The organism is Rhodococcus sp. NPDC003348, assembly GCF_053589375.1.
Genome location: NZ_JBSFRT010000001.1, coordinates 200730 through 227267, shown reverse-complemented (window position 1 = coordinate 227267; position 26538 = coordinate 200730). Strand labels below are relative to the sequence as shown.

General features: G+C 70.0%; 26 protein-coding genes. 14 read left to right on the top strand and 12 right to left on the bottom strand.

Translation table 11 applies throughout. From position 1 onward, the window contains the following. Positions 1-4 precede the first annotated feature (4 nt). Positions 5-1549, bottom strand: coding sequence for an FAD-binding protein (locus ACWDU4_RS01130; protein WP_450111986.1), 1545 nt, complete (start codon positions 1547-1549; stop codon positions 5-7). Between the two features lie 120 nt (positions 1550-1669). Between ACWDU4_RS01130 and ACWDU4_RS01125 the strand changes: the two genes are divergently transcribed. The 3 genes from ACWDU4_RS01125 (at position 1670) to ACWDU4_RS01115 (ending at position 4977) form a co-directional block, all read left to right on the top strand. Beyond that, the gene (locus ACWDU4_RS01125; RefSeq protein ID WP_450111985.1) at positions 1670-2047 is read left to right on the top strand and encodes a DUF3054 domain-containing protein; all 378 of its coding nucleotides are present in this window, start codon (positions 1670-1672) and stop codon (positions 2045-2047) included. Positions 2048-2117: 70 nt separating this feature from the next. Further along, entirely contained in the window at positions 2118-3587 is a 1470-nt protein-coding gene (locus ACWDU4_RS01120; protein ID WP_450111984.1) for a peptide MFS transporter, read from the top strand. 13 nt (positions 3588-3600) lie between these two features. After that, positions 3601-4977 (top strand): chloride channel protein, encoded by a 1377-nt coding sequence (locus ACWDU4_RS01115; RefSeq protein ID WP_450111983.1) that lies wholly within the window; start codon positions 3601-3603, stop codon positions 4975-4977. A gap of 1 nt (position 4978) precedes the next feature. On the opposite strand, the gene ACWDU4_RS01110 is transcribed toward ACWDU4_RS01115, so the two are convergent. After that, a complete protein-coding gene (locus tag ACWDU4_RS01110) occupies positions 4979-5716 on the bottom strand; it encodes a TSUP family transporter (protein WP_450111982.1) in 738 nt (245 codons plus the stop codon). Continuing rightward, a complete protein-coding gene (locus ACWDU4_RS01105; protein WP_450112056.1) occupies positions 5713-7551 on the bottom strand; it encodes a penicillin-binding transpeptidase domain-containing protein in 1839 nt (612 codons plus the stop codon). The genes ACWDU4_RS01110 and ACWDU4_RS01105 overlap by 4 nt, the downstream gene beginning before the upstream one ends. A 170-nt stretch (positions 7552-7721) precedes the next feature. On the opposite strand from ACWDU4_RS01105, the gene ACWDU4_RS01100 reads away from it, so the two are divergent. From ACWDU4_RS01100 to ACWDU4_RS01090, 3 genes are all read left to right on the top strand, one after another. Continuing rightward, positions 7722-8270, top strand: coding sequence for a hypothetical protein (locus ACWDU4_RS01100; RefSeq protein ID WP_450111981.1), 549 nt, complete (start codon positions 7722-7724; stop codon positions 8268-8270). 173 nt (positions 8271-8443) lie between these two features. Further along, a complete protein-coding gene (locus tag ACWDU4_RS01095) occupies positions 8444-10054 on the top strand; it encodes an ABC-F family ATP-binding cassette domain-containing protein (RefSeq protein ID WP_450111980.1) in 1611 nt (536 codons plus the stop codon). Positions 10055-10063: 9 nt separating this feature from the next. Beyond that, positions 10064-11476, top strand: coding sequence for an amidase (locus tag ACWDU4_RS01090; protein ID WP_450111979.1), 1413 nt, complete (start codon positions 10064-10066; stop codon positions 11474-11476). Here ACWDU4_RS01090 and ACWDU4_RS01085 read toward each other — a convergent pair. Further along, a complete protein-coding gene (locus ACWDU4_RS01085) occupies positions 11473-13614 on the bottom strand; it encodes an MMPL family transporter (RefSeq protein WP_450111978.1) in 2142 nt (713 codons plus the stop codon). The two genes, ACWDU4_RS01090 and ACWDU4_RS01085, sit on opposite strands and share 4 nt — an antisense overlap. Positions 13615-13681: 67 nt before the next feature. On the opposite strand from ACWDU4_RS01085, the gene ACWDU4_RS01080 reads away from it, so the two are divergent. Continuing rightward, positions 13682-14116, top strand: a complete 435-nt coding sequence (locus ACWDU4_RS01080; RefSeq protein ID WP_450111977.1) for a MarR family winged helix-turn-helix transcriptional regulator — start codon at positions 13682-13684, stop codon at positions 14114-14116. A gap of 8 nt (positions 14117-14124) precedes the next feature. Here ACWDU4_RS01080 and ACWDU4_RS01075 read toward each other — a convergent pair whose 3' ends face one another. Next, complete coding sequence (locus tag ACWDU4_RS01075) at positions 14125-14997, bottom strand: LysR family transcriptional regulator (RefSeq protein WP_450111976.1); 873 nt, start codon at positions 14995-14997, stop codon at positions 14125-14127. A gap of 68 nt (positions 14998-15065) precedes the next feature. Beyond that, complete coding sequence (locus tag ACWDU4_RS01070; protein WP_450111975.1) at positions 15066-16184, bottom strand: NDMA-dependent alcohol dehydrogenase; 1119 nt, start codon at positions 16182-16184, stop codon at positions 15066-15068. Between the two features lie 151 nt (positions 16185-16335). Here ACWDU4_RS01070 and ACWDU4_RS01065 point away from each other — a divergent pair, with 151 nt between their 5' ends. Then, the gene (locus ACWDU4_RS01065; protein ID WP_450111974.1) at positions 16336-16992 is read left to right on the top strand and encodes a M50 family metallopeptidase; all 657 of its coding nucleotides are present in this window, start codon (positions 16336-16338) and stop codon (positions 16990-16992) included. 80 nt (positions 16993-17072) lie between these two features. Here ACWDU4_RS01065 and ACWDU4_RS01060 read toward each other — a convergent pair whose 3' ends face one another. Further along, complete coding sequence (locus ACWDU4_RS01060; RefSeq protein ID WP_450111973.1) at positions 17073-17237, bottom strand: hypothetical protein; 165 nt, start codon at positions 17235-17237, stop codon at positions 17073-17075. Between the two features lie 197 nt (positions 17238-17434). Here ACWDU4_RS01060 and ACWDU4_RS01055 point away from each other — a divergent pair, with 197 nt between their 5' ends. Next, complete coding sequence (locus ACWDU4_RS01055) at positions 17435-19027, top strand: molybdopterin-dependent oxidoreductase (protein WP_450111972.1); 1593 nt, start codon at positions 17435-17437, stop codon at positions 19025-19027. A gap of 21 nt (positions 19028-19048) precedes the next feature. Here ACWDU4_RS01055 and ACWDU4_RS01050 read toward each other — a convergent pair whose 3' ends face one another. Continuing rightward, entirely contained in the window at positions 19049-19882 is an 834-nt protein-coding gene (locus ACWDU4_RS01050; protein WP_450111971.1) for a protein phosphatase 2C domain-containing protein, read from the bottom strand. 180 nt (positions 19883-20062) lie between these two features. On the opposite strand from ACWDU4_RS01050, the gene ACWDU4_RS01045 reads away from it, so the two are divergent. After that, positions 20063-21136, top strand: a complete 1074-nt coding sequence (locus ACWDU4_RS01045) for a metallophosphoesterase (protein ID WP_450111970.1) — start codon at positions 20063-20065, stop codon at positions 21134-21136. Between the two features lie 68 nt (positions 21137-21204). Here the strand turns inward: ACWDU4_RS01045 and ACWDU4_RS01040 are convergent, their stop codons facing one another. The 3 genes from ACWDU4_RS01040 to ACWDU4_RS01030 form a co-directional block, all read right to left on the bottom strand. After that, a complete protein-coding gene (locus ACWDU4_RS01040) occupies positions 21205-21864 on the bottom strand; it encodes a DUF6308 family protein (protein ID WP_450111969.1) in 660 nt (219 codons plus the stop codon). Continuing rightward, a complete protein-coding gene (locus ACWDU4_RS01035; RefSeq protein WP_450111968.1) occupies positions 21857-22438 on the bottom strand; it encodes a hypothetical protein in 582 nt (193 codons plus the stop codon). Before ACWDU4_RS01035 ends, ACWDU4_RS01040 begins: the two co-directional genes overlap by 8 nt. Before the next feature lie 140 nt (positions 22439-22578). Further along, on the bottom strand, positions 22579-24030 hold the full coding sequence (locus ACWDU4_RS01030) for a flavin-containing monooxygenase (RefSeq protein WP_450112055.1): 1452 nt from the start codon (positions 24028-24030) through the stop codon (positions 22579-22581). Positions 24031-24201: 171 nt separating this feature from the next. Here ACWDU4_RS01030 and ACWDU4_RS01025 point away from each other — a divergent pair, with 171 nt between their 5' ends. The 4 genes from ACWDU4_RS01025 to ACWDU4_RS01010 all read left to right on the top strand — a co-directional run bounded on the left by ACWDU4_RS01025 (position 24202) and on the right by ACWDU4_RS01010 (position 26209). Continuing rightward, a complete protein-coding gene (locus ACWDU4_RS01025) occupies positions 24202-24771 on the top strand; it encodes a TIGR03086 family metal-binding protein (protein ID WP_450111967.1) in 570 nt (189 codons plus the stop codon). Positions 24772-24881: 110 nt separating this feature from the next. Then, a complete protein-coding gene (locus tag ACWDU4_RS01020; RefSeq protein ID WP_450111966.1) occupies positions 24882-25340 on the top strand; it encodes a MarR family winged helix-turn-helix transcriptional regulator in 459 nt (152 codons plus the stop codon). Positions 25341-25362: 22 nt separating this feature from the next. Then, positions 25363-25734: a DUF5313 family protein gene (locus tag ACWDU4_RS01015; RefSeq protein WP_450112054.1), complete on the top strand. Its 372-nt coding sequence runs from the start codon at positions 25363-25365 to the stop codon at positions 25732-25734. Between the two features lie 73 nt (positions 25735-25807). Continuing rightward, positions 25808-26209, top strand: a complete 402-nt coding sequence (locus ACWDU4_RS01010; RefSeq protein ID WP_450111965.1) for a hypothetical protein — start codon at positions 25808-25810, stop codon at positions 26207-26209. 12 nt (positions 26210-26221) lie between these two features. On the opposite strand, the gene ACWDU4_RS01005 is transcribed toward ACWDU4_RS01010, so the two are convergent. Beyond that, a complete protein-coding gene (locus tag ACWDU4_RS01005) occupies positions 26222-26530 on the bottom strand; it encodes a rhodanese-like domain-containing protein (protein ID WP_450111964.1) in 309 nt (102 codons plus the stop codon). Positions 26531-26538 lie beyond the last annotated feature (8 nt).

Here is a 26538-nt window from a genome sequence, read left to right as displayed (position 1 = left end):
GCGCCTAGCGGCCGGCGACGATGTCCTTGACCGCGAGGTGGGCGAACAGCATGCTCGCGCCGATCGGGTTGCCGCCACCGGGGTAGACGGTGCCGCTCGCCGCGGCCATCGTGTTGCCCGCGGCGTAGAGGCCGGGGATCGGGTTGCCCGCGGTGTCGAGCACCCGCGCGACGGTGTCGGTGCGCAGCCCGCCCTTGGTGCCGAGGTCGGAGATGCCGAACGCGGCCGCGTGGAACGGGCCCTGCTCGATCGTCACGAGCGGCGGCTCGCCACCCGAGAAGGCCCGGTCGTATGCCTCGTCGCCGCGACCGAAGTCGGGATCGACGCCGGTGCCGACGAACGAGTTGAAACGCTCGACGGTCGCGACCAGGTTCTCGGCGGGGACACCGATCTTCTCGGCCAGCTCCTCGAGGGTGTCGGCGGTGTGCCACAGGCCGGCCTCGACATACTTCTCCGTCTCGACCATGGAAACGTTGGTGGCGTTCACCGGCGGACGCTCGCCGCCCTTGTCGTCGTAGATCATCCAGTACGGCAGGGTGATCTTGCCCTCGTCCATCTGGGCGATGATGTCGCGGCCGATGCGGTCGTATGCCGAGGACTCGTTGACGAACCGCTGGCCGTCCTGGTTGACGAAGATGCCGGCGGTGAACCACAGCGCGAACGCGGAGCGGCCGTCCGGATGGGTCATGCCGGGCGACCACCACGCCTCGCCCATCAGACCGGTGTCGGCGCCGACCGCGATGCCGGCCAGGTGCGCCTTGCCGAGGTTGGCCGGCGGGCCCATGGTGTCGCGGGCCTCGCCCGGGACGCCGTACTTGCGGCGGAGCTCGTCGTTGCCCTCGAAGCCACCCGCCGCGAGCACCACACCCTTGCGGGCCCGGATCGCGACCTGCTCGCCGTCACGCTCGACGAGGGCGCCGACCACCGCGCCGTCCTCGACGACCAGCTCGACCAGCGGCGAGTTCCGGTGCAGGGTGGCGTTGGGGTACTTGCCGATCGCCTTGAGGAAGCGGGCGATCAGCGCCCGGCCGCCGATGAAGAAGTCGTCGGGCTGCGGCGTGCCGAGACGGTCGTTGTCGAGCGGTCCACGCACCACCTCGCGGAGCTCGGGGGCGTCCGACACCTTGAGCGGCGACGGCATGGTGTGCCGCTGACCGTCCAGCCGCGCCTTGGGCGCCTTGCCGAAGTAGTCGGGCCACGGCAGCATCTGGAACTTGAGATCCTCGTCCTGCTCGAGGTACTCGATCAGCGGTGCGCCGCCGAGGACGTAGGCGTCCTGCAGCTCGCGGGGAGCGCCGTCGCCGACCACCGCGTGGAAGTACTCGAGCGCGTCCTCGATGGTGTCGTCGGTGCCGGCCCGCACCAGCACCGGGTTGCACGGAAACCACACGCCGCCGCCACCGGAGTAGGCGGTGGTGCCACCGAACTTGTCCGTCGCCTCGACGAGGATCACGTCGAGCCCCTCCCGGGCCGCGGTGTAGGCGCCGGCGACGCCGCCGCCACCCGATCCGACCACAAGGACGTCACACTCGTCGTTCCACTGGGTCATCTTGATTGCCTCCGAATGTCTGGTCGATCACAGTGTCCCGACCACGCTAGGAGCATGACGCGGTTCCGTCCGCCCATATCCCGTCCAGAGGGAGGCGAAGGGCCGCCTACTCTGGACGCCGTGAAGAAGGTGCTGCCGATCCTGCTCGTCGACGTCGTCCTGGTGATCGTGTTCTGCGCGATCGGTCGCCGCAGTCACGACGAGGCGAACGCGCTGACGGGGCTGCTGACCACGGCGTGGCCGTTCCTCTGTGGCCTCGCGCTGGGCTGGGTGGTGAACGAGGCGCTGTACCGGAACAAGTCCGTCCCGGCGTCGGTGGTGCCGGCCGGGATCGTGATCTGGCTGTGCACCCTCGTCGGCGGCATGCTGCTGCGGGTGGTCTCCGGACAGGGCACCGCGTTCAGTTTCATCCTGGTCGCCGGCACGGTGCTCGCGGTGTTCCTGCTGGGCTGGCGAGCGATCTACGCCCGCGTGGCGAGGCGCCCCGCGGGTCGCTGAACAACTTTCCTTCGCTAACATTGCGGAGTTGCGCCGCGCCGTCACGCGCGGCGCGTGGGAAGGTTCTGCAATGAGTGAAGTCGTGACGCCCCGCCAGGAGCCGCTGTCCGACCACGGATTCCTCGGTCAGCCGAAGGCGCTGGCCAACCTGTTCGGCGTCGAGATGTGGGAGAGATTCTCCTTCTACGGGATGCAGGGCATCCTGCTCTATTACCTCTACTACTCGGCCACCGAGGGCGGGTTGGGGATCTCGGAGGCGTCCGCGGTCTCGATCGTCGGCGCCTACGGCGGCACCGTCTACCTGTCGACGATCCTCGGCGCCTGGGTCGCGGACCGGGTGCTCGGCTCGGAACGGACGCTCTTCTACAGCGCCGTGCTGGTGATGCTGGGGCACATCGCGCTGGCGCTGATCCCCGGCCTGACGGGCGTCGGAGCCGGGCTGATCCTGGTCGCGATCGGCAGCGGCGGCCTGAAGGCGAACGCCACGTCCCTGGTCGGCGACCTGTACGCCGAGGGCGACGAACGCCGGGACGCGGGCTTCTCGATCTTCTACATGGGCATCAACATCGGCGGCTTCCTCGGCCCACTGCTGACCGGGTGGGCGCAGAAGAACTGGGGCTTCCATGTCGGGTTCGGTCTGGCCGCGGTCGGTATGGCGCTGGGCCTGATCCAGTACACCCTCGGCCGCAAACGCCTCGGAACGATCGGTGCGACGCCGGCGAACCCACTGCCGCGCACGATGCTGTGGAAGTACGGCGCCGGGGCACTCGCCATGGTGCTCGTGGTGGTCGTGCTCTGCCTGGTCGGGGTGATCACCACCGGCAACCTGTCCGACGTGGTGGTCGGACTGACGATCGCCGCGGCGGTCGGGTACTTCGCGGTGATCCTGTCCAGCAGGCAGATCACCAGCACCGAACGCAGCCGGGTGGTGGCGTTCATCCCGATGTTCCTGGCCAGCGCCGCGTTCTGGTCGCTGTTCCAGCAGCAGTTCACCGTGGTCGCGATCTACGCCGACAAGTTCCTCGACCGCAACCTGCTGGGCTGGGACTTCCCCGCCTCGTGGGTGCAGTCCATCAACCCGGTGTTCATCATCATCTTCGCCGGCGTGTTCGCGGCGATGTGGACGAAACTCGGTCCGCGGCAGCCGTCCTCGCCGCTGAAGTTCGCGATCGGAACCACGCTCATGGGCCTGGCGTTCCTGGCGTTCCTCCCCTTCGCCGACGGCCAGCCGAACGGCACCCCGCTGCTGGCGCTAGTGTTCATCCTGCTGCTGTTCACCTTTGCCGAACTGTTCCTGTCCCCTGTCGGGCTGTCGCTGTCGACGAAGCTGGCCCCCAAGGCGTTCCACACCCAGATGGTGGCGCTGTTCTTCCTGTCGGTGGCGTTGGGATCCTCGATGGCAGGCACCCTCGCGAAGTTCTACGACACCGACCACCAGGCCCCGTACTTCCTGTGGATCGGCATCGGTTCGATCGCGGTCGGGGTCGTCATGGTGGCCCTGTCACCGTGGATCAGCCGGATGATGCGCGGGGTCCACTGACCGAGGCCACGACGTGAACGGGCGACTGGGCACGCGAATCGGGCTGTGGCTCACCGGCTACACCCGGACCTGGCTGGTTCTCGGGATCGCGATCGGGGTGATCGCGGGGCTCGGTGCGGTGGTCTTCCTGGTGCTCCTTCAGTGGACCGGCAGGCTGCTGCTCGAGGGGGTCGGCGGCTACACACCGCCGCAGGCCGTCGGCGACGGCGGCGGCGGCTCCGACGGCTTCGGCCGCTGGTGGGCGATTCCGCTGGTGGTGTGTGGTGGCGCCCTGCTCTCCGCCGCTCTGGTGGCTCGCTTCGCACCCGAGGCCGAAGGCCACGGCACCGACGCCGCGATCGAGGCCTATCACACCGATCCGCGGTCGATCCGGGTCCGCGCGGTGCTCGTGAAGATGCTCTCCAGCGCGCTGACCATCGGCTCGGGCGGGTCCGCGGGACGGGAGGGCCCGACCGCCCAGATCTCGGCGGGTTTCGGCTCGTTGCTGACCCGGTGGCTGAACCTGTCCGACGATGTCGGGCGGATCGCCGTCGCGATCGGGATCGGCTCGGGGATCGGTGCGATCTTCGGGGCACCGCTGGGGGGCGCGGTGCTGTCCGCGGCGGTCCCGTACCGAGAGGACTTCGAGTTCCGGGCGCTGATCCCCGGCCTGATCGCGTCGGTCACCGCGTACGGGGTGTTCGGGTCCTTCCTCGGCTACGAGCCGCTGTTCGGGTTCGCGTTGCCCGACTACCGATTCGACGACGCCACGCATCTGGTGTGGTTCCTGGTGATCGGGGTCCTGGGCGGGGTGGTGGGACTGCTCTACATCCGGATCTTCTACGGGGTCGCCGCGGTGACCCGTCGACTGCCGGGCAGCAAGGTCGTCAAGCCCGCGGTCGGTGGTCTGCTCGTCGGTCTGCTCGCGCTCGCCGTGCCCCAGGTTCTCGGCAGCGGGTACGGCTGGGTCCAGGAGGCGCTGAGCCGGGACTCGCTGCTGGCCCTGCCGCTGTGGATAGTCCTGATGCTGCCGCTGCTGAAGATCGTGGCCACCGCGCTGTCGATCGGGACGGGCGGATCCGGCGGGATCTTCGGTCCCGGCATGGTGATCGGCGGCTTCGTCGGCGCCGCGGTGTGGCGGCTGACCGAACCGTGGGCATCGTCGGTGCCGGACAGCCCGGCGCCGTTCGTGATCGTCGGGATGATGGCCTGTTTCGGCAGCGCGGCCCGCGTCCCGTTGGCGGTGATGGTGATGGTGGCGGAGATGACCGGCGGGTGGGCCGTGGTGCCGGGCGGGATGATCGCCGTCGCAGCGGCGTATCTGATCGTGCGGCACAGCGATTCGTCGATCTATCTCCGACAGCGCCGCAACCGTGCGGATGCGGAAACCGAACGCGACCGAGGCACCTGACTCACCGCAGGGCGAGCCACCCGGCCAGGCCGAACCCGGCCGCCGCGACCGCGATCCGCAGCGCGTTCGGCGGAATGACCTTCACCAGGGGCGGCCCGCACCAGCCACCCAGCAGCGCCCCCAGCGCCATCGCCGCCGCGGCACCCCAGTGCACCTCCCCGGACACCGAGAAGGCCAGGGCGGCCACGAGGTTCGCGATCCCGAGCAGGAAGCTCTTGAGGATCGTCGCCCGCCACACCGACAGCGCCGTGCAGATCAGGGTGAGCGCCAGGAAGATCACCCCGGCGCCGGCCCCGAAGTAGCCGCCGTAGACCGCCACCAGCCCCAGTGCCGCGGGGAAAAGGACCGGGAACTCCCTGCCGACGGCCAGTTTCCGGATTCGCGGCTGGGCCAGCAGTGCCACCGCCGCGCCCGCAACCAGGTACGGCACCACCGCCTCGAACGACCCTTCCGGTGCCCACAGCAGCAGCGCGGCCCCGGCGAGTCCGCCGGCGGCGCAGACCGCCGCCCACCGCCACAACCGCGGCCCCATCTCGGTCAGCTCCCGCAACGAGTTCGCGGTCGCCCCGATCCCGACCGCGACCAGCGCGACGGTGTTGGTGACGTTCGCGGCGATCGGCGTCAACCCGACCGCGAGCAGCGCCGGATACGACACGATCGACGCGAGCCCGGTGACGAAACCGACCAGCCCCGCGGCGAATCCGGCGACGACGAGCAGCAGGTAGTCGAGCGCGGTCACCGTGGCAGCTGGGCCTGGATCGGCCGCAGGAACCGGCCGGCGGCGTCCACCGCGGGCACGGAGCTGTCCGCGCCGGCGACGAACACTGCGAACGCGACGTCTCCCTCGCTGCCGACGAACCAGCCGTGCGCGGGCTGCCCGGCGACCTCCGCGGTGCCGGTCTTTCCGCGCAGGTCGGCGATGTCGGTGAGCTGCGTCGCGGTACCGGCGGTGACGGTTTCCCGCATCATCGTCTTCAGCGCGTCGGTGACCGCGGCGGGTGCCGGGGTGGGGCCCGCGTCGCCGACGCCGGGTTGCCCCTGGACGAGCATCGGTGCGGGGGTGGACCCGTGCGCGATGGACGCGGCGACCAGCGCCATCCCGAACGGGGACGCGGTCACCCGCCCCTGCCCGATCGCGGATTCGACGCGCTCGGCGGGGGTGTCGGCGGGCGGGACGCTGCCGGTCACGGTGGTCAGGGCGGGCGTGACGTAGTCGATGCCGAGGCCGAACTGCTGCGCCGCCTCGTGCAGCGCCATCGGCGTCATCGACACCGCCAGCTGTCCCATCGTGGTGTTGCAGGAACGGGCGAACGCGGTGTGCAGCGGCACCGATCCCAGGTCGAAGTTGTCGTCGTTCGGGATGGTGCGGCCCTCGATGTTCGCGCTGCCGGGGCACGGCAGCACGGTGTCGGCGGTCACCGAACCCTGCTGCAACGCAGCCGAAGTCGTCACGGTCTTGAATGTCGACCCGGGCGGGTACAGGCCGGTCAACGCGATCGGGCCCTGGGCGCTGGCGGCGGCGTTCTGCGCGACGGCGAGCACCCCGCCGGTGGACGGCCGGATCGCGACGATCGCCGCCTGCTGCGGCAGGTCCGCGATCGCGGCCTGGGCGGCGGCCTGCACGGCGGGGTCGAGGGTGGCCGCGATGTCGGGGGCGGTGGTGCCGTCGTGTCCGGTGAGCCGTTCGGCGGTGCCGTCCGGGTGCACCAGTTGCACCGCCCAGCCGGCGTTGTCGGCCTGTCCCTGTTCCCACATCGTCCGCAGCCCCTCGAGCGCCGGCGACTGCACCGCCTTGTCCACGGTCAGCAGCCGGGTCTGCTTGACGAGGGTGACCCCGGGAATCGCGGCCAGTTGCGCCTCGATCGGTGCGAGGTCGGCGTCGCGGAGGGTGATGACGGTCAGCGGACGGCCTTGCGTCGCAGCGAGATCCGAACCGAGCGTGGCTGCGGAGATGGTGGGCGCGACCGGTGCGAGCAGGGGTGCGAGGGCCGCCGTCGCCGCGGCGGGGTCGCCGACGGTGGCCGGATCGAGATTGACCAGGGTGACGGTCTGCTCGGTCATCAGCGGAGTTCCGTTGGCGGCGAACACGGTCGGCGATCCGCCGGACAGGGTGGTGTATCTCAGGGTGGTCGTCGCGTCGAGCCCGGGCGCCAGCAGTGCCGGGTCCCAGGGGATGGCCCCGCCGTCGGCGACCGACCGGCCACCGCCGCTGGTGGTGTAGGTCCAGTCCTCCGGTGCCGGTGCGGCGGTCGTCGGGGTCGGGGTCGGGGCGCCGGTGGTCTCGGCGACTCCGGTCTCCGTCGGGGCGGCGCCGAAGGTCCAGTCGGCGGCGAGCGTGAACGTGCCGGCGTCGCTGTCGGTGCCCGCGACGGTGAATCGCGCGTCCGTCGCGTTCAGTCCGTCGAACATCTGCCGGATCGCGGTGGCCGCGGCCGCGGGGTCCGAGGTGAGGTCGGCGGCGGCCTGGGCGTCGCGACGGGTCAGAGCGTCGGCGAACTGCTCGGCCGCCGTCTCCGTCTCCGTCGGGCCGCTGCTGCACGCAACGCCGCCGACCAGCAGGGCCGACACCGACATCACCGCGACAACCGGTCTCATGCGCATCCCCCGACCCTAGGCGGCTCCGCCACTCGTGCGCGGTTTGCGGGTCCCGAGACTCGCAAACCGCGCACGAGCGCGTAGCGCCTGAACGCCAATGGGCGTAGCGTTGTAATCAAGTAATCATTGCAACAACCGAGGTGAGAGCAATGGGATACTCATCGAATCGCCGGTTCGGCCGCAGCGGCGGCTGGCAGCAAGCGCAGGCGCCCGACACGCGCGACGTGGCCGAGTGGTTCTCCGGCCGCCTGCCCGACGACTGGTTCACCGGCCCGCCGACCATCGAGGTGGACCGCGAGGAGATCGTGGTGACCGGCGAGCTGGCCCCACCCGAGGAGGCCACCCCGTCAGCGGTGGAGGGACGCGTTTCCCGGTTCCGCGAGTCCACCCGGACGCAGCGGATGCGGATCGCGGACGAGGCCGAGGACCGCTACGGCCGCAAGGTCGCGTGGGGCGTGACCATCGGCGACCACCACCAGCTGTTCACCCACCTGGCGGTGCCGGTGATGACGCGGCTGCGGCAGCCCGAACGCAAGGTGCTCGACACCCTCGTCGACGCCGGTGTCGCCCGGTCCCGCGCCGACGCGCTCGCCTGGACGGTCCGGCTCGCCGGCCAGCACGCGGACGAGTGGCTCGCCGAACTGCGCGAGGCGATGCGCAAGGTCGACGACCTGCGCGCGGAGGGCCCGCAGCTGTAGCGGACCGGGCCGCCTGGTGACGCCGGACAAATTCGCTTGCCCGCACGGGCGGACGCCCCTAGCCTTGAGGACGTCCTGTTGTCGACGATCGGAAGACCATTGCTCATTCGGAGGTAGTGACCGCGCGCCGCGTCTCTCGCGTGCGCACCGCACCCACCCTTCGAAGGAGCTCCATGTCCTCATCTCCAAGAGCGCTGTCGACCCTGTCTTCGCTCGTCCTTTCCGACCTCTCGTTCTCCTGGCCCGACGGTGAATCCGTGCTCGAAGGCGTCGACGCCGTGTTCCCGCCGGGGCGCACCGGCCTGGTCGGACGCAACGGGGCAGGCAAGTCCACGCTGCTGCGGCTGATCGCCGGACGCCTGCGACCCGACCGCGGCTCCGTGACCGTCGGCGGCGATCTCGCCTACCTGAGGCAGGACCTCACCCTGGACCCCACTCGCACCGTCGACGCCGTCCTCGGCATCGAGGGGCAGCGAAAGGCGCTGCACCGCATCGAGTCCGGGGAGGGCACCGAGGACGACTACACCGTCGTCGGCAGTCACTGGGACGTCGAGGAACGTGCCGTCGCCACCCTGGACCGGCTCGGTCTCGCGCATGTCGCGGGCGACCCCGACGGCCTCGGCCGCACGGTGGGAACCCTGTCCGGCGGCGAGACGATGCTGCTCGGCCTGACCGCCGCGCTGCTGTCCGACCCGCAGGTGCTGCTCCTCGACGAGCCGACCAACAATCTCGACCTGCACGCGAAGGCGCGCCTGTACACGGCGGTCGACCAGTTCCCGGGCATCGTCGTCGTGGTCAGCCACGACCGCGCACTGCTGGACCGGATGGACACGATCGCCGAACTCCGCGACGGGGGGCTGCGCTTCTTCGGTGGCGATTTCACGCACTACGAGCAGGCGGTGCAGGCCGAGCAGGAGGCCGCACGGGCCACGGTCCGGGACGCCCGCGCGGACGTGCGCAGGCAGGGCCGCGAACTGATCGAGGCGCAGATCAAGATCGACCGCAGGCAACGGTACGGCAAGAAGATGGAGTCGAGCCTGCCCCCGATCCTGGCCGGCGAACGCAAGCGGCAGGCACAGGTCTCCGCGGGCAAGCTGCGGGGCAACCACCAGGACAAGCTCGACGAGGCCCGCCGCACGCTCAGCGAGGCCGAGGACGCCCTCCGCGAGGACAAGCAGATCCGAATCGACCTGCCCGACAGCGTGGTTCACCCCGGACAGCGGGTGCTCGACGTCCACGTCACGCTGCCGACCGGCCAGCACGTCGAGCTCGGCGTGACGGGCCCGGAACGGATCGCCCTGGTCGGCCGCAACGGAATCGGCAAGACCACTCTGCTGCGCGCGATCGCCGACGCCCCACCCGCGGTGCCGTGGCGGGTGCTGCCGCAACGCCTCGACGTCTTCGACGAGTCCCGGACGCTGGCGCAGAACGTCGCGGACGCGGCACCGCACGCGACCGACGAACAGGTGCGGGCGCGGTTGGCGCGCTTCCTGTTCCGTGGACGCGATGCGGACGTGCCGGCCGCGGCGCTGTCCGGCGGCGAACGACTGAGGGCTGCGCTGGCGACGATCCTGCTGGCGGAGCCCGCGCCGCGCCTGCTGCTGCTCGACGAGCCGACCAACAACCTCGACCTGCCGAGCCTGCAGCACCTGACCGAGGCCCTGACCCAGTTCCGGGGCGCGCTCGTGGTCGTCAGCCACGACGTGCCGTTCCTGCGCGACATCGGGATCACCCGGTGGCTGGAGTTGACGGAGTCCGGTGTCACGGACATCGATCCGCTCTAGAGTCGGCATATGACCGTCGGCACCACTGCAGTCCACGCGTTCCGCGACGACGCCCTCGGCGACCTCGACGCCACCGGGATCGCGGCCCGCCTCGCGTCCGGTGAGATCACCGCTCGGGAGGCGGTGGAGGCGGCGATCGCGCGGGCGGAGGCGGTGTCACCGCTCGCGGCGATCGAGACCGCCGACTTCGAGCGGGCCCTGGGATGGGCGGACGGCCCGCTCGACGGCCCGTTCGCCGGCGTGCCGACGTTCGTCAAGGACAACATCGACGTGGCGGGCCTGCCGACCGGTGAGGGCTGCGCGGCGTTCACCCCGCGGCCCGCCCGGGCGGACAGTCCGGCCGTGACGCAACTGCTGTCGAGTGGCCTCGTGTCGCTGGGCAAGACCCGGCTGCCGGAGTTCGGGTTCAGTCCGAGCGGGGAGTTCGCGACCGCCGAGGCGGTGCAAAATCCGTGGAATCCGGCGTACTCGTCGGGCGCGTCATCGGCCGGCGCGGCGGCGCTGGTGGCGGCGGGGGTGGTGCCGATCGCACACGGCAACGACGGCGGCGGCTCGATCCGGATTCCGGCCGCGGCCTGCGGCCTGGTGGGGCTCAAGCCGACCCGGGGCCGGATGCTCGCGGACCCGAAGGACCAGTCGATGCCGGTCCGCCTGGTCACCCAGGGTGTGGTGACCCGGACCGTCCGGGACACGGCCCGCTACTACGCGGCCGCCGAACGGTACCGCCGCAACCCGAAGTTGCCGCCGATCAGACTGGTGGAGGGCCCGAGCGCGACGCGGCTGCGGATCGGGGTCGTCACCGATTCGGTCAACGGCAAACCCACCGACGACGAGACCCGCGCGGCGGTCAGCGCGACCGCGGACCTGCTCGCCGACCTCGGCCATCACGTAGACGACGCGCCGCTGCCGGTGGGCCCGGAGTTCGTCGAGGATTTCAGCATCTACTGGGGCTTCCTGTCGTTCGCGATCTGCGCCGGCGGGAAGAAGATGCTCGGTCCCGACTTCGACAAGGCCCGCACCGACAACCTGACCCGCGGCCTGGATGCACTGTACCGCCGCAACATCGCCCGGACCCCGCAGGTGCTCTACCGGCTGCGTCGCACGGCACACCGGGCGGTGCAGTTGTTCGCCTCGTATGACGTGATCCTGTCCCCGGTCCTCGGTCACACCACCCCGGAACTCGGGTTCCTCTCCCCCGCACAGCCTTTCGAGACGTTGTTCGACAAGCTGATCACCTACACGGCGTTCACGCCGTTGAACAACGCCGCGGGCACCCCGGCGATCTCACTGCCGCTGCACACCACGTCGACGGGTCTTCCTCTTGGCGTGCACTTCTCGGCCGCGCACGGCGACGAACGCACCCTGCTCGAGCTGGCGTTCGAACTCGAGCAGGCTCGTCCGTTCGCCCGCATCCACGGTTAGGCCACCGGGACCGTCTCGTCCTGCTCGGCGACCACCGACTCGGGCCGCCTCGCCAACGCGCTCGGCCACCAGACGCGCGGCCCGATGTCGTGGACGAGCGCGGGCACCAGCAGCGACCGCACGACGAGCGCGTCGAGGAGGACGCCGAACGCCACGATGAACGCGATCTGCGCGAGGAAGATCAACGGGATCACCGCGAGCGCGGAGAAGGTGGCCGCGAGCACCACCCCGGCCGAGGTGATCACCCCGCCGGTGACGGTGAGCCCGCGCAGCACCCCGGCACGGGTGCCGACCTTCGCGGCTTCCTCGCGCACCCGGGTCATCAGGAAGATGTTGTAGTCGATGCCGAGCGCCACCAGGAACACGAACGCGAACAACGGCACGACGGGGTCGGCTCCCGGGAAGCCGAGGATGTGGTTGAACACGATCGACGAGATGCCCAGTGTCGCGGCGAACGACAGGATCACCGTGCCCATCAGCAGCAACGGCGCGAGCAGCGAGCGCAGCAACAGGCACAGGATCGCCAGGACCACGAGGCTGACCACGGGGATGATCAGGTTGCGATCGTGCGTCGCGGTGGTGCGGGTGTCGAGGTCGGTGGCCGTCGGCCCACCGACCAGGGCGTCCGCCCCGTCGATCGCGTGCACGGCCTCGCGCAGTCGCTGCACGGTGTCCTCGGCGGCGAGCGAGTCGGCGGGGTCGGTGAGGGTCGCCTCCAGCAGGACCCGGCCGTCGACGATCTTCGCCGCGCCGCCCTCGGAGAGGACGGTGACGTCGACGACGCCGGGGACGTCGGCGGCGGCACGCACCGCATCGAGCGTGTCCGCGTTGGCGACGATCACGGCCGGTGACCCGTTGCCCGCGTCGAAGTGGTCACCGAGCACCTGCTGACCGGCGACGGAGTCGGCCTCGAACAGGAAGGTGTCGGACTGGGCCACACCGCCGGCCCGGAACTGCGGCACCAAGAGCGCGAACAGCAGCAGTACGAGCGCGGAACCGACCCAGAACCGGCGCGGGTTGCGCCCGATCCGGGCCGCGAGGGACGCCCAGAATCCGTGCCCACCGTCGTCGGCGGCTCCGGTGCACTCCGGTCGGCGCGGCCAGAACGACGCGCGGCCGAGCAGGACCAGCACGGCGGGCAGGAACGTCATCGAGGCCACGAACGAGGCTGCGATGCCGATCGCGGCGACCGGGCCGAGGCCGCGGTTGGAGTTGAGGTCGGAGAGCAGCAGGCACAGCACGCCGGCGATGACGGTGCCCGCTGAGGCCGCGACGGGTTCGAGGGTGGCACGCCACGCGGCGGCCATCGCCCGGTAGCGGTCACGTTCGCGGCGCAGTTCCTCCCGGAACCGGGCAACGAGCAACAGCGCGTAATCCGTTGCGGCACCGAACACCAGGATGAACAGGATGCCCTGGCTCTGGCCGTTGAGGGTGATCGCGCCCGCGTCCGCGAGCAGGTACACGAGCAGGCACGCCAGGACCAGGGCGAACAGCGCGGAGAAGATGACGACGAACGGCAGGATCGGGCTGCGGTAGACCACGATCAGGATGAGAATCACCACTACCCCGGCGACTAGCAGTAGCAGCCCGTCGATGCCCCCGAAGGCGGCGCTGAGATCTGCCGCGCTCCCCGCCGGACCGGTGACGTGCACGGACAGCCCGTCGGGTGCGCCGGCGAGGGCGGCCCGCAGGTCCGCGACCGTGTCCTTCAGTTCGCCGGTGCTGTCGACCGGAACGAACATCTGCAGCGCCCTTCCGTCCTCGGACCGGATCGGTGGGGAGAACTGCGGACCGAAGCCCTCGGTCCCGGCCATCTCGCCGATGCGCTCGTTGAGGAACGCGGCGTCGGCGGTCTCGACACCGGAATTGCGTTCCGCGACCACGATCGCGGGCACGAAGGTGGTGTCCTGGAAGCCGCTCTGCAGCCGGGCGACCTCGGTCGCCTCCGCGGACGCGGGCAGGAAGGAGGTGCTGTCGTTGGTCTGGACGTCGGTCAGCTTGCCCGCGAACGGGCCACCGGCGCCGGCGAGCGCGAGCCAGGCGAGGATCAGAAGTGCTGGCAGAATCCAGCGCAGACGCCGAGTCCTGGTCGGTGCCGTGGTCGTCACGCTCGTCCTCCGGAGGGATTCGATGGCCATGTCCGATTCGGGATTTTGCTCAGCCTGCTGAACAAATGCAACCCGCACCCGAGGGAGGAGGAACGCGATGGACCCCGACAGCACCGACACCTGGCCCACCGGACGCCTGCTGTCGACCGCTGCACGCCTGGTCGAACAGTCCTGGGAGTCGTTGCTGCGCACCCACGACCTCACCCATGCCGGCCTGTTCGTCCTGCACGCCGTCGCGGCGGCACCGGCATCGCAGCGCGAGATCGCCCGCACCGCGCGGGTGACCGACCAGACCATGAGCCGGACGCTCGAGAAGCTCGAACGCGCGGGGTACGTCAGCCGCGAACCGGACCCCCACGACGACCGCCGGAAGCTCGTGACCGCGACCGAAGCGGGGCTCCGCACCTATCGGCGCCTGATCGAAGTGGAGCGGGAGGACACCACGCTGACCGCCGCGGTCGGCGACGTGACCGCCCTGCGCACCCAGCTGCTGGCGCTCGTCCGGGCGCTGCAACCACCCGCCGCCGGGTGACTCACGGTTCAGCGCACCGCCCTGACCCAGTCGACGAGGGCATCGACGAGCGGGGACCGGGTGCGCGAACGCAGCGAGTACATCGCGGCCTCGGTCTCGGGGATGCCCAGGTCCTCGCTGAATGCGAGCAGGGCGAGTCCCCGGCCGGGAGTCCACCCCGATCCCACGAGCACGGCGTCCGTCGCGAGCACGGTGGAGGTCAGCAGCTCATAGTTGTCGAGTTCGATCGAGGCCCGCAGCAGCGAGCGGTCGAATCGCACCGGCAGCGAGTTCAGGTAGCCGTTCCACGCGGTGACCGCGACCACCGGGTAGTCCCGCAGCGCCTCCACCGGGACGGGGTTTCCGGTGTCGAGGGGGTGCCCCTCGCGGACGCTGAACTCCACCCGGCTGGGACCGAGCCGATCGACGCGAAGCCGGTCGAGGGAGTGCGCGGGATGCGCCAGCGCGAGGAACACCTCGACGGACCCGGCGAACAGCGCCTCGGTGAGCGCGTCGACGGAGTCGATCGTGATCCGCACCGACAGTTCGGGATGGTCGCGAACCACCTCGGTCATCAAGCGCGGCAACAGATTCGATGCCGACGATGGCGAGATCCCGAACGAGATCTCTCCCGCCAGGCCCGCGGCGGCCGACCGCATCACGTTCTTGAGCTCCTCGGCTCCGCGCAACAGGGTGTCCGCGGAGGCGAGAACCTGCCGGCCGACCTCGGTGATCAGGACGCCGTCGCGGCCGCGTTCGAGCAGCCGCACCCCGTACTGCCGTTCGAGGGACTGGATGCTGCGGGACAGCGCAGGCTGCGACATGTGCAGCGTCTCGGCCGCGCGGTGGAAGCTGCCGCAACGCGCGACCTCGGCGAACTGCTCCAGTTTGCGCAGGTCCATCCGTCGATCCCTTCACCGGCCGGCCGCCCCCGCCGGGCAGCCTAGCCGGTGAAGAAATCCACCGAAAACTAACTCGCGTAGTCGATGACGCCGCGGATGTTCACACCGGCGTGCATGTCCGCGTACGCCTCGTTGATCTGGTCCAGCGTGTAGCGGCGGGTGACCAGCTCGTCGAGGTGCAGCTTGCCCTCCGCGTAGAGGTCGAGCAGGCGCGGGACCGCCTCGCGGGGCGATCCCATGCCGAACAGGACACCCTGAATCCGCTTCTGGTACATGGAGATCTCGAAGAGGTTGATCGGCATGCCGACCTCGGTGACGGCCCCCTGCGCTGTCACCACGACGGTGCCGGCCTTGCGGATCGCCGCGAACGCCTCGCCCACGTGCTCACCGTGGATGACGCCGACGGTGACAATCGCGGAGTCGGCGCCCTGCCCGTTGGTGATGGACTTGGCGAACCCGGTGGCCTGCTCCATGTTCTCGTACGCCTCGGTGGCACCGAGCTTGAGCGCCATCTCCCGTTTGAACGCGACCGGGTCGACCGCGATGACGTGCGCCGCGCCCGCGTGCGCGGCGCCCTGCACGGCGTTGATGCCGATGCCGCCGACACCCATCACGATCACCACGTCGCCGACCTTCACCTCGGCACCGTTGGTGGCCGAACCCCAGCCGGTGGGTACACCGCAGCCGACCAGGCACGCGACGTTCAGCGGGACGTCGTCGCGCACCTTGATGCACGACACCTCGTCGAGGACCTGCCATTCCGCGAACGTGCCGAGCATGGCTGCCGTGGCGACGTCCTCGCCGTCGGTGGTGTGCATCCGGAACCCGCCGTCGAGCTGGGTCCCCTCGAGGATGAGCGCGCCGTTGTCGCAGAGGTTCTGCATGCCGGACGCGCACCAGCGACAAGTCCCGCAGGACGGGATGAAGGACGTCACGATGTGGTCGCCGACGTTCAGGTTCCGCACCCCGGCACCGACCTTGCGGACGATGCCTGCGCCCTCGTGCCCGCCGCAGAACGGCAGGTGCCCGACCGGGGAATCGCCGACCGCCATGTGGTCGTCGGAGTGGCAGAGCCCGGTGGCGACCATCTCGACCAGCACCTCACCGAAGCCGGGATCGTCCAGCTCCACGTCGATGACCTGCCAGGCTCCGGGCTGTTCCTTCAATACCGCTGCGCGCGTCCTCATTGACCGCTCCTCGTGAACCGGCGCCGGCTCGGGTCGTCCGGCGTCCGATTTGTGACGCTAGTCACGCCCGTTCGTGGTCGTCCAATGCAACTTTCGGCGTCCGGCGATGCGCCGTGCGCATCGCCGCGGACGGCATTGGCACCATGGTCGGGTGAACTCGTACTGGGCCGGCTGGTCGGCGTATCTCCCCCTCGTGCTGGCCGCGGCCGCGGTGCTGTGGCGGCCGCTGTGGAATCTGACGCGGCACGTGGTGACCCTGGCACACGAGGCCGGCCATGCGCTGGCGGCCGTCGCGACCGGCAGGCGACTGACGGGCATCCGGCTGCACTCGGACACCTCCGGGTTGACGCTGTCGCGGGGCAAGCCCCGCGGTCCGGGGATGGTGCTGACGGCCGCGGCCGGCTATCTGGCGCCGTCCCTGCTCGGCCTCGCCGGGGCCGCGCTGATCGCCGCGGGCCGCCTGCCGATCCTGTTGTGGGGCGCGGTGGCGTTGATCGCCGCGATGATCCCGTTCATCCGGAACGTCTTCGGGTTCCTCGTCCTGGTCGCGTCCGGGGCTGCGGTCGGCGCCGTCGCCTGGTACGGATCCCCCACTCTGCAACTGCATTTCGCGTACACCGCGATCTGGCTGCTGCTGATGGGCAACCTGCGCACCATCCTCGAGGCCGCTCGAACCCACTCGGGCCGTTCGGATCTCGACCAGCTGCGCGTCCTCACCCACCTGCCCCGCGTGGTGTGGACGGTCCTGCTGATCGCGGTCGCCGTCAGCACCGGGGTCCTGGCCTGGCGGGCGCAGTACATGTCCTGAACCCAGGCGGTCGATCGACGCCGACCGGGCGATGCCGGTCGGCACCAAAAGGCCCACACCCGCTTCGGGTGTGGGCCTGATCAGCTTCCGGTGGCGTGCATGTCCGCGGGCGACGACTCTGCGGCAGGCATGGGCGGCGCCGACTCCGACGCGTTCGAGTCCTCGCCGCCGGACGAGCAGGCGGACAGTCCGAGGACCACCACTGCGGCGAGGCCGACTGCGGCTGGGGTCGGGTTCGTCTTCACCGTGATTCCCACTTTCGTCGATCTCGGTCGTGGGACCCAGCCTCTGCCGATGGACCGGTGCCGTCAGGCTTTCGACACCCACGGCGAATCGGATGGGTCGAATTCGCGGAAACTCTCGCGGGCCGATTCACGACACCCATCCGATTCCGCTGCCGCTCCGAACCGTTCACAATTGAGCAGAGAGGGCGTGGGATCCGATGACGACGGAAGCACACGGGGAACCGAACACGGAACCGGGGCAAGGCCCGCAAGTGAGCCGGTGGCGAACGCTGCCGGGACGTGCACTGTCGGGAGTGCTCGCCGCCGCGGTGATTCTGGGGGTCGGCGAGCTGGTGGCGGTGCCGATCGGCTCGTCGGCGTCCCCGTTCTTCGCGGTCGGGTCGACAACCGTCGACCGGAGTCCGGCGTGGGCACGCGAATTCGCGATCAAGACGTTCGAGACCAACGACAAGCCGGCGTTGTTCATCGGCATGAGCGTCCTGATCGTGGTGCTCGCCGCGATCGCAGGCATCGTCGAACGCACCCGCCGACCGTACGGCAGCGCCATCCTCGTGGCACTCGGCGCGGTCGGGGTGTACGCGGCGACCACCCGCCCCGGCGCGACCGCCGTCGACGCCGTCCCCACGATCGTCGGGGTCGCCGCCGGAGTTCTCACCCTGAGGCTCCTGACCTGCCGTGCTCGCGACCTCGACGAGCCGGCACCCGAACGGGTCGCCATGTCCCGCCGACGGTTTCTCGTGCTGGCGGGCACCGCGGCCGCGGTGGCGGTGGCCGCGGGGGCGGCCGGACGTCACCTCGCAGGCACGATCGCGGGGGCGGTGCGCAACCGGATGGCCTTCGTCCTACCCGCGGTCGCCGCGAGGAACCGGGCACCGGCCGTCGCGCCGGGCATGGACATCGCCGTCCCCGGGGCGACCCCGTTCGTCACGAGCAACGAGGACTTCTACCGCATCGACACCGCCCTGCGGGTGCCGATGCTCACCACCGACGACTGGAGCCTTCGCATCCACGGCATGGTCGACCGCGAGATCACGGTGCGGTGGGCGGATCTGGTCGCCCGGACCCCGATCGAACGCACCATCACCCTCACCTGCGTCTCCAACGAGGTCGGCGGCAGCCTCGCCGGGAATGCCACCTGGATCGGCTACCGGATCAAGGACCTGCTCGACGAGGCCGGCGTGTCCCCCGACGCCGACATGCTGCTGTCGACCAGTTCCGACGGGTTCACCTCGGGCACCCCGATCGCGGTCCTGCGCGACGGCCGGGACGCGATGCTCGCGGTCACGATGAACGGGCAACCGCTGCCGTTCGAGCACGGCTACCCCGTCCGGCAGGTCGTGCCCGGCCTCTACGGATTCGTCTCCGCCACCAAGTGGGTGGTGGACTGGGAGGTGACCCGCTTCGACCGGGCCCAGGCGTACTGGACACGGCGCGGCTGGGGTGAGCGGGCCCCGATCAAGACCGCCTCCCGGATCGACGTCCCGGCGTCGTTCGCCCACGTGGGCGCCGGTGACGTCCTGGTCGCGGGCACGGCGTGGGCCCAGCACCGTGGCATCGCCCGTGTCGAGGTCCGCGCCGACAACGGCCCGTGGCAGGACGCGACCCTCGCCCCCGAGTACTCGATCGACACCTGGCGGCAGTGGACCTGGCGGTGGCGTGCCACCCCCGGCACCCACACCCTGCAGGTCCGCGCCACCGACCTCGACGGGAACGTCCAGACCGAGCAGCGCGCCGAACCGATCCCGGACGGCGCCAGCGGGTGGCACAGCCGCTCGCTCACCGTCGGGTGACGCGCGGCTCGTGGAGGAACGTCAGCGCGGCGTCCACACCGCGACGGCAGTGCGGTCGTCGGCAGGTCCGGCCGGCTCGAACGCGATGCGGTCGGCGAGGTCGCCGAGGCGGGGCGGGTTGGTCCACCCCGTCGCGAACGAGGCGGCGACGGCGCTGCCGCCGTCCTCGAACGCGTCCGCGACACCGTCACTGCACACCATCAGCAGTTCTTCCGGACCGATCTCGTAGCTCGTCCCGGTGACGACCGCGTCGTCGGGCACCGGCAGCGCGAGGGCCCGTGAGATGGCGACCTCACGGCGCGTCAGCCGTCCACCGGACATCAACAACCACGGTTCGAAGCCCAGCGCACCGGAGCGGGTGCGACGCCACCACGCACTGCTGTCGCCGACGGTGGCCGCGTGGGCCAACCACGGTCCGGGGCCGTCGACGCCCTCGATGGCGAGCGCGGTCACGGTGGTGGCCATGACGTCGGCAACCTCGTCGAGGCTCGGCGCGCGGTCCCCGAGCAGGTCGCCCGCGGCCCGCGTCACCGCCAGCGAGGCCACCCGGAAGTGCGGGGTCCAGTCGCCGGAGACCTCCAGGTCGGCGGTGAGCAGGTGATCGGCGAGTGCCGCGCTCGCCGCCGCCGCGGCCAGGTGCGAGTACTCCATCGCGCCGAGGCCGTCACAGACGACGGCCGCGATCCGGCCGTTGCCCTGCCGTACGGCGTACGAATCCTGCCTTGGCGTCAGGTCCGATTCGTGCGAGGTTCCCCGCATCGACGCCGCGCGGACCGTCCATCCCCGCACGTCGAGTGCGTCGTGGACGGCGTCGGGTACGACGCCGCCCGGTATCGGGCTCCCAGACACAGACATGGATCCATCCAACACCGATGGCGGCCGCTCACCCAGGCGACGCGCGGTCGGGGCGACGATCGGCGCGGCCCGAAATGTTCGTGAACAACCGGCGACATTTGGCCCGTGCAGTTGAACAGCTGTCCATATTCGGGTTTGCTCCGTGTCGGTGCCCACCCTTTCGAGACGAACGAGGACAAGATGACGGAGTTCGACGGAATCGATCGACGGCGATTCCTCACCGGCGCGGCGGTGGCAGGCGCCGCCGTCCCACTCGCCGCGATGACGCCGGCGGTCGCCGCCGCGGCTGCCGCCGACAGCGACAAGTTCGCCTTTCCCACCGGATCGACGCTCCGCGTCCTCCTCACCGGTGACGCGGGCACCGGCGCCCAGCCTCAGTGGGCGGTGGCCGACGCGATTCGCGACCTCCACGGCCGCGAACCCCTCGCCATGGCACTGGGTCTCGGCGACAACATCTACGAACTGGGCCCCACCAGCGAGGACGACACCCAGTTCACCACGAAGTTCGAGGACCCGAACCACGGCCTCGACTTCCCGTGGGTGATGGCACTGGGCAATCACGACAACAGCGCGGTCTTCCCGGGCGACGGCGGCTGGCTGTTGCGCGGCGACGAGGAGGTCGACTACCACCGGCGCTCGCGGAAGTGGTGGATGCCCAGCCGGTACTACTCGGTGCGCGTGCCCGAACGGAACCCGGTCGTCGAGTTCTTCGTGCTCGACCTCAACCCGCTCGCCGCGTACCTCCCACCGCTGCTCTCGCCGTATTGGTCACCCGACGGACAGTTCATGAGCGAGCAACGTGCCTGGCTCGATGCGGCGTTGGCCTCCTCGACGGCGAAGTGGAAGATCGCCGTCACCCATCATCCGTATCTCAGCAACGGATCCCACGGCGATGCCGGCAAGTACGACGGGATCCCGGTCGAGCCCATGAACGGTGTCCACGCGAAGCGGTTCTTCGAGGACCACGTCGTCGGCCGATGCCACTTCATTCTCTCCGGACACGATCATTCGCTGCAGATCCTCGAGCCGACGGCGGCCTCCAAGGGAACGCGTCAGATCGTGTCGGGCGCGTCGGCGAAGAACAGCCACGGCAAGGCCGGAGCCGAGGTCGACCGCAGGAACCTCTTCCAGAACTACACCGACGTCGGATTCATGGTGATGGACCTCGCCCCGGATGCCGTCACCATCCGGGTGTACACGGTGGACATCGCCACCGCGCAGTCGACGGTGGCGTTCGAGCGTCGACTGGCCTGATCGACCGCAGGTCCCCGCCGGGGTCCGTCCGGGAGGGCGCCCCCACTCGCCGACCCGCAGGCGGTCCGTCACCCGGTGCGGGGAAGGTACTTCTTGCCCTGCATCCAGGCCAGCACATCCAGGATGCGCAGCGCAGGCACCGCCTCGTCCAGCCCGGCCTGATCACGCAGGCGGATCAGCCGGCGGTGCAGTTCGCCCTCGTTGGCCCTCAGCGCGACGCGGATCTGTTCGAGGTGCGTGACAGTGGTGCCCAGTTCGATCCCCACGACCCGGTCGTAGATCGGGTACAGGCGAGGGCGTTTACGCGCAATGAGTTTCGAGGCCGTGGTCCGGCCGACGCCGTGGATCTCACGCAGCACCGTGTCGAGCCGCCACACCGGAGCCGACTCGGTGAGCACGTCTGTCTCGTCCGCGAGGTCGCGGTCCGGGCCGACCTCCCGCAGCAGGGCGCTCAGCTCGGCACGCTTCTCCCCCAACACGACCAATGCGCCCTGCCCGGGAACCTCGACCGACAGCAGGGTGACCGCGACGAGGTCGTCGGCGGTGAAGACGTCGCGATCGGCGTCGCGGCGTCCGCTGGGATCCCAGTTGTCCCACAGCGCACCGGTCCTCAGGTATCCGGTCTTGACGACCTTGCGGGTGAAGTACTCGCTCAGCACGTCCAACGCCGCGGCGTCGTCGCCGTCGCGAAGGACGCGGGGCAGCCGGATGGGCAGCGGGTCAGTCATCGGCGGCCGCCCGCCCGAGCACGTGCGCCGCGAAGGCGCGGTTGTGGTACTGCGCATACGGCCCGCGCCCCTTGGTGCCGAGGTGGTCGGTCAGCGGCCGGATCGCCTTCGCCAGGGGCAGGTCGAAGAACTGGTCGTCGGCGCCGTCGTCGGAGACGAACCAGTCGATCAGAACACCGTCCCCTCCGGCGGAAGCCATGTCGGTCGGGTGGCACCGCAGCAGCGGGTAGCGGAGCGCGAGTTCGTCCAGGCTCGACGATGTTTCCTCGGTCAGTGCCGACAGCGACGCGTACAGGGCGACCCGATAGTCGACGATCTCCCCGTCCTCGAGGAAACGCTCGACGAACAGCACCTCCATCGGCCCGGCATTGAGGGTGAACAGCCGCTCCCGTTCAGCGGACCGGTTGGTCGCGGGGAGCGCGCTGAGCGTCCACCGGTCCACCTCCCCACCTGCCGGGTCGTCGAACGCGTCGGTCAGGTAGTCGGCGATCAGGTCGGTGACCACCTCGAAGAACGGGTCCTGTTGCAGCTCTTCGAAGTTCTCGTCAGTCGCGGACGGGTGAATGGTGGCCATGACAAGAACTGTATCTACCGGGCTTCCGGCGGGGGCGTCAGCACCCGACGTGCACACACCTTTTCCAGCGTGCACACTCCTTCTCCACGTCCAGCACCCCTGCGTGTGCCCGAAAGAGTGTGTGAATGACCGCGCGGCCGTCACCCACCGACAGTCGGCGAGCTCAGCTCGTAGTCGTCGAGCGGGAACGAGCGCGCCTCCTTGAACGCGTTCGCGGTCGACGTCGGGCGCAGCAGGGCCGCCTCGCCGTGCTGGTTGAAGTAGTACGACCGCGACGTGCTGCAGCTACCGGCGTAGAAAACGGAGCCGTCGAGGTTCGCGGTCATCCGGTCCAGGAAGTGCTCGTTGGCCTGCTCGGTCACCTCGAACACGTCCGCCCCGCGACGCTTCATCTCGCCGAACAGCCGGGTCATGTGCGCCATCTGGGACTCGATGGTGGTGAAATACGACAGTCCGCTGTACGAGTACGGGCTGGCCAGGGTGAGGAAGTTCGGGAACTTCGGCACGGCGACACCCTCATATGCCTGGAATCGGTTGTCCCGCCACCACTTTCCGAGGTTCCTCTGGTCGCGTCCGATCACCTCGATGGCCGGGAAGTTCACGTCCCACAGGTTGAAGCCGGTCGCGAGGATCAGGGTGTCGATCTCGGTCTTGCGGCCGTCCGCGGTGACGATGCCGTCCGCTTCGATCCGTTCGATGGATGCGGTCTCGAGGGCGACGTTCCTCTTGGTGAAGGTGCGGAAGTAGCTGTTGGAGAACGTCGGCCGCTTGCAGCCGAAGTCGTAGTCGGGGGTCAGCGCACTCCGCAGCTTCGCGTCCCGAACCTGGGTCCGCAGGAACAGCCGGGACGCCGCGGCGGCGGCCTTGTTCAGCAGCTTCGCCTGCCTGTAGTGCAGCACCGCACTGACCATCAGGCCCTCCAGCAGTCCGTCACTGACGGCGCGGGCGGCACGTTGGGTGGCCGGCACCTTCGCGAACAGCCGTTGCAGCACACCGGGAATCGGCATGTCCAGCTTGGGTACCACCCAGATCGGGGTGCGCTGATACACGGTCAGCGCGGCGGCCTTGCGGGCGACCTCGGGGATCAACTGGACGGCGGTAGCGCCGGTGCCGATGATCGCGGCCCGCGCACCGGCGAGGTCGACACTGTCGTCCCAGGCAGTCGTGTGCACGATCCGGCCGGCGAACGCGTCGATGCCGTCGATGTCCGGCATGTGCGGCTGCGACAGGAATCCGGTCGCGGTGAGCAGGTAGCGGCCCGTCACCGGCTCCCGACCGTCGATCGCCACCACCCAGTGCCGCGCATCGTCGTCCCAGCGGGCTCCGGAGACGACGGCACCGAAACGCATGTAGCGACGCAGGTCGTACTTGTCGGCGACGTGGTCGGCGTACTTCTTGAGTTCGGCGCCGGGCGCGAACAGGCGCGACCAGTGCGGGTTGGGTTCGAACGAGTACGAGTAGGTCACGGACGCGATGTCCACGGCCAGGCCCGGGTAGCGGTTGACGTGCCAGGTTCCGCCGAGGTCGTCCTCGCGTTCGAGGATCGCCAGATTCGTCATGCCGAGCCGGTTGAGCGCGATCGCCGCGCCCATTCCACCGAATCCGGCGCCGACGATCACCGCGTCGAACTGCGTGTTCTGCTCCACAGGCCCACCCTTCCCAGTGTGTGTCACTTTCAGTATCACTCACTTTCCCGCCTCGGAACACCCCGTTTCGGGAATTCCGGGGTTCCTCGGCGAGCGTGACGGTGGTAGGCCGGAATCATGACCTCGACCATCGAGGACCTCGGCCGGGCACTCGACGCGACCGCCACACTGGTGGCCGCCGTCGCCGACGACCAGTGGTCCGCACCGACGCCCTGCACCGACTGGTCCGTCCACCAGCTCGTCAACCACCTGACGGCCGGCAACCACATGTTCGCGTCCGCGCTCCACCAGCGCCCGCTGCCGGTCGCGGCCGTCGCCTCGCCGCCCGACCTGCTCGGACCCGACCCGGCCGGCTCATTCCGCGCCGCCGCAGATGCCCTCGTGCAGGCGTTCGCGGCGCCCGGTGCCCTCGAGTCCGAGGTCGACCTGCCCATCCGGCGCATGCCCGCGACGGTGGCGCTGAACCTGCGCACCGTCGAGACGATCACGCACGGGTGGGACCTCGCGCGCGCCATCGGGCAGCCGACCGCCTACGACGACGCGGTGATCGAGGAGCAGATCGCGTTCAGCCGGGCGCTGATTCCCCAGCTGCCACCGGGGCGCACCCCGTTCGCCCCGCCGCAACCGGTCACCGACGACGCCCCACCGATCGACCGCCTGGTCGCCCTCCTCGGCCGCACCCCCTGACGCGACCCACGCGGCGAGTGCGCGGACGGGGACTGCCCCCGCATTCCGGTTCGACGTGAAACGCGACGCAATTTAGTTAGTGCGCTATCTATTCGTGTACGCTTCGATTTGTGACCACCACCGACACCGATCCACTCGCCCTCGACCGGCAGGTCTGCTTCGCGCTGGCCGTGGCGAACCGGGCCGTCCTCTCGGTGTACCGCCCCCTGCTCGAGCCGATGGGGCTGACGCACCCGCAGTATCTGGTGATGCTCGCGCTCTGGGGCGAGGCTCCGATGTCCGTCAAGGCGATCGGCGCTGCGCTGCAACTGGATTCACCGACCCTCTCCCCGCTGCTCAAGCGCCTCGAGGCGTCCGGACTGATCACCCGCACCCGCAGCGCGGAGGACGAGCGTGCGCTCGTCGTCGACCTGACGGACGCAGGACGCGCGCTGCGCGACGAGGCGGAGAAGATCCCGCCGGCCGTGGTCGCGGCACTGGGCGTCGGGCTCCCGCAGCTCGAAGAGCTGCACCGCGTCCTCACCGACATCAACAAGGCCGCACTCGCGGCCGGAGCACTGGAGAAGTGAGCGAGAAGTGAGCACACGCAAGATGGGTGTCACCCGCCCCAACCCGCTGCAGTGGATCGCCTACGCATTCGGGGCGAAGCTGCCCGAGTCGATGAACGAGTGGGTCCGCAACGACATCACCGGCGACCACTACGTCGTTCGCCACCTGCTGCGGCAGCAGGTCCCCTTCATCCCGCTGTACCTGGCGTTCATGCTCTTCCCCGGGCCACTGTGGCTGCGCGCGTCGATGGTGCTGCTCGGCATGTCCCTGGCGGTGTTCTTCACGGTGGTCTACATCCACCAGAACCGCGCGCGGCGGCTGCAGAAGAACGGCCTGCCGATGGACCTCGACAACGACAAGCGCCGGGCCGCCCGCGAAGCCGAGATCAGCGCATACGACCGGCTCTGGCGGTAGCCGCCCGGGCGCCGCACCCGCCGGGTCCGGGCAAAGCGGCGTGCGAACGACGAATCGTTCCTAGAATCAGCGTTTGGTGATCGTCTTCAGCCGTGCGATCGAGAGGACCCAGATGCGCTTCCTCGGACTTGCCGCCACTGCCGCCGCACTCGCCGTGCCTGCCGTCCTCGCGGCACCGGCCGCACAGGCACTGACCCCGCAGACCGTTTTCGGGACGGTGTCCTGCAAGAGCGGGGCGCGCAGTTCACCCCCGGTCGCGACGTACGTCGCCGCCGAGAAGGGCGAATCCGGATGGGCGGAACTCGACGACGTCCCCGGCGCCCACGGGTGGGTCAAGTCGTACTCGTTCACCACCTACGACGCGGGCCGGTTCCGGCTCGTCGTGGCGTGCGGCGGCACGGAACAGCAGCCGAGCCAGGGCGTCGTCACCGGCTGGATGAAGCCGGGCCGGCACAACCTGGTCGTGAACTTCTGACGAACGAGACGCTCAGGCGCCGGTCTCGACTCCACGGCCGGACGCGATCCACGCCTCGGTGCCGCCGGCGACGTTCACGGCGTTGACGCCGGTCGCATTGAGGTACTGGGTCGCCTGCGCGCTGCGCCCGCCCATCGCACAGATCACGTACACCGTGTCCGCGGAAGGAATCTCGTCCAGCCGGGCGGTGAACTCGCTGAGCGGGACGAGCACCGCCCCGGGCACGCGCGCCTGCGCGAACTCGTCGGCCTCGCGCACGTCGATCAGCGGGGCGCCCGCGGCGAGCGCCATCTCCAGTGCGGTCACATCCACTTGCTGCATGTACGTCC

Excerpts from the sequence above, each read along its gene's own strand:
- ACWDU4_RS01045 (WP_450111970.1), top strand. The coding sequence starts at position 20,063 with ATGACGGAGTTCGACGGAATCGATCGACGGCGATTCCTCACCGGCGCG.
- ACWDU4_RS01120 (WP_450111984.1), top strand. The coding sequence starts at position 2,118 with ATGAGTGAAGTCGTGACGCCCCGCCAGGAGCCGCTGTCCGACCACGGA.
- ACWDU4_RS01130 (WP_450111986.1), bottom strand. The coding sequence starts at position 1,549 with ATGACCCAGTGGAACGACGAGTGTGACGTCCTTGTGGTCGGATCGGGT.
- ACWDU4_RS01025 (WP_450111967.1), top strand. The coding sequence starts at position 24,202 with ATGACCTCGACCATCGAGGACCTCGGCCGGGCACTCGACGCGACCGCC.
- ACWDU4_RS01100 (WP_450111981.1), top strand. The coding sequence starts at position 7,722 with ATGGGATACTCATCGAATCGCCGGTTCGGCCGCAGCGGCGGCTGGCAG.
- ACWDU4_RS01095 (WP_450111980.1), top strand. The coding sequence starts at position 8,444 with ATGTCCTCATCTCCAAGAGCGCTGTCGACCCTGTCTTCGCTCGTCCTT.
- ACWDU4_RS01085 (WP_450111978.1), bottom strand. The coding sequence starts at position 13,614 with ATGGCCATCGAATCCCTCCGGAGGACGAGCGTGACGACCACGGCACCG.
- ACWDU4_RS01050 (WP_450111971.1), bottom strand. The coding sequence starts at position 19,882 with ATGTCTGTGTCTGGGAGCCCGATACCGGGCGGCGTCGTACCCGACGCC.
- ACWDU4_RS01015 (WP_450112054.1), top strand. The coding sequence starts at position 25,363 with ATGGGTGTCACCCGCCCCAACCCGCTGCAGTGGATCGCCTACGCATTC.
- ACWDU4_RS01105 (WP_450112056.1), bottom strand. The coding sequence starts at position 7,551 with ATGTCGGTGTCGGCCCTGCTGGTCGGCGGCGTTGCGTGCAGCAGCGGC.
- ACWDU4_RS01040 (WP_450111969.1), bottom strand. The coding sequence starts at position 21,864 with ATGACTGACCCGCTGCCCATCCGGCTGCCCCGCGTCCTTCGCGACGGC.
- ACWDU4_RS01030 (WP_450112055.1), bottom strand. The coding sequence starts at position 24,030 with ATGGGCGCGGCGATCGCGCTCAACCGGCTCGGCATGACGAATCTGGCG.
- ACWDU4_RS01075 (WP_450111976.1), bottom strand. The coding sequence starts at position 14,997 with ATGGACCTGCGCAAACTGGAGCAGTTCGCCGAGGTCGCGCGTTGCGGC.
- ACWDU4_RS01090 (WP_450111979.1), top strand. The coding sequence starts at position 10,064 with ATGACCGTCGGCACCACTGCAGTCCACGCGTTCCGCGACGACGCCCTC.
- ACWDU4_RS01080 (WP_450111977.1), top strand. The coding sequence starts at position 13,682 with ATGGACCCCGACAGCACCGACACCTGGCCCACCGGACGCCTGCTGTCG.
- ACWDU4_RS01035 (WP_450111968.1), bottom strand. The coding sequence starts at position 22,438 with ATGGCCACCATTCACCCGTCCGCGACTGACGAGAACTTCGAAGAGCTG.
- ACWDU4_RS01070 (WP_450111975.1), bottom strand. The coding sequence starts at position 16,184 with ATGAGGACGCGCGCAGCGGTATTGAAGGAACAGCCCGGAGCCTGGCAG.
- ACWDU4_RS01055 (WP_450111972.1), top strand. The coding sequence starts at position 17,435 with ATGACGACGGAAGCACACGGGGAACCGAACACGGAACCGGGGCAAGGC.
- ACWDU4_RS01005 (WP_450111964.1), bottom strand. The coding sequence starts at position 26,530 with ATGCAGCAAGTGGATGTGACCGCACTGGAGATGGCGCTCGCCGCGGGC.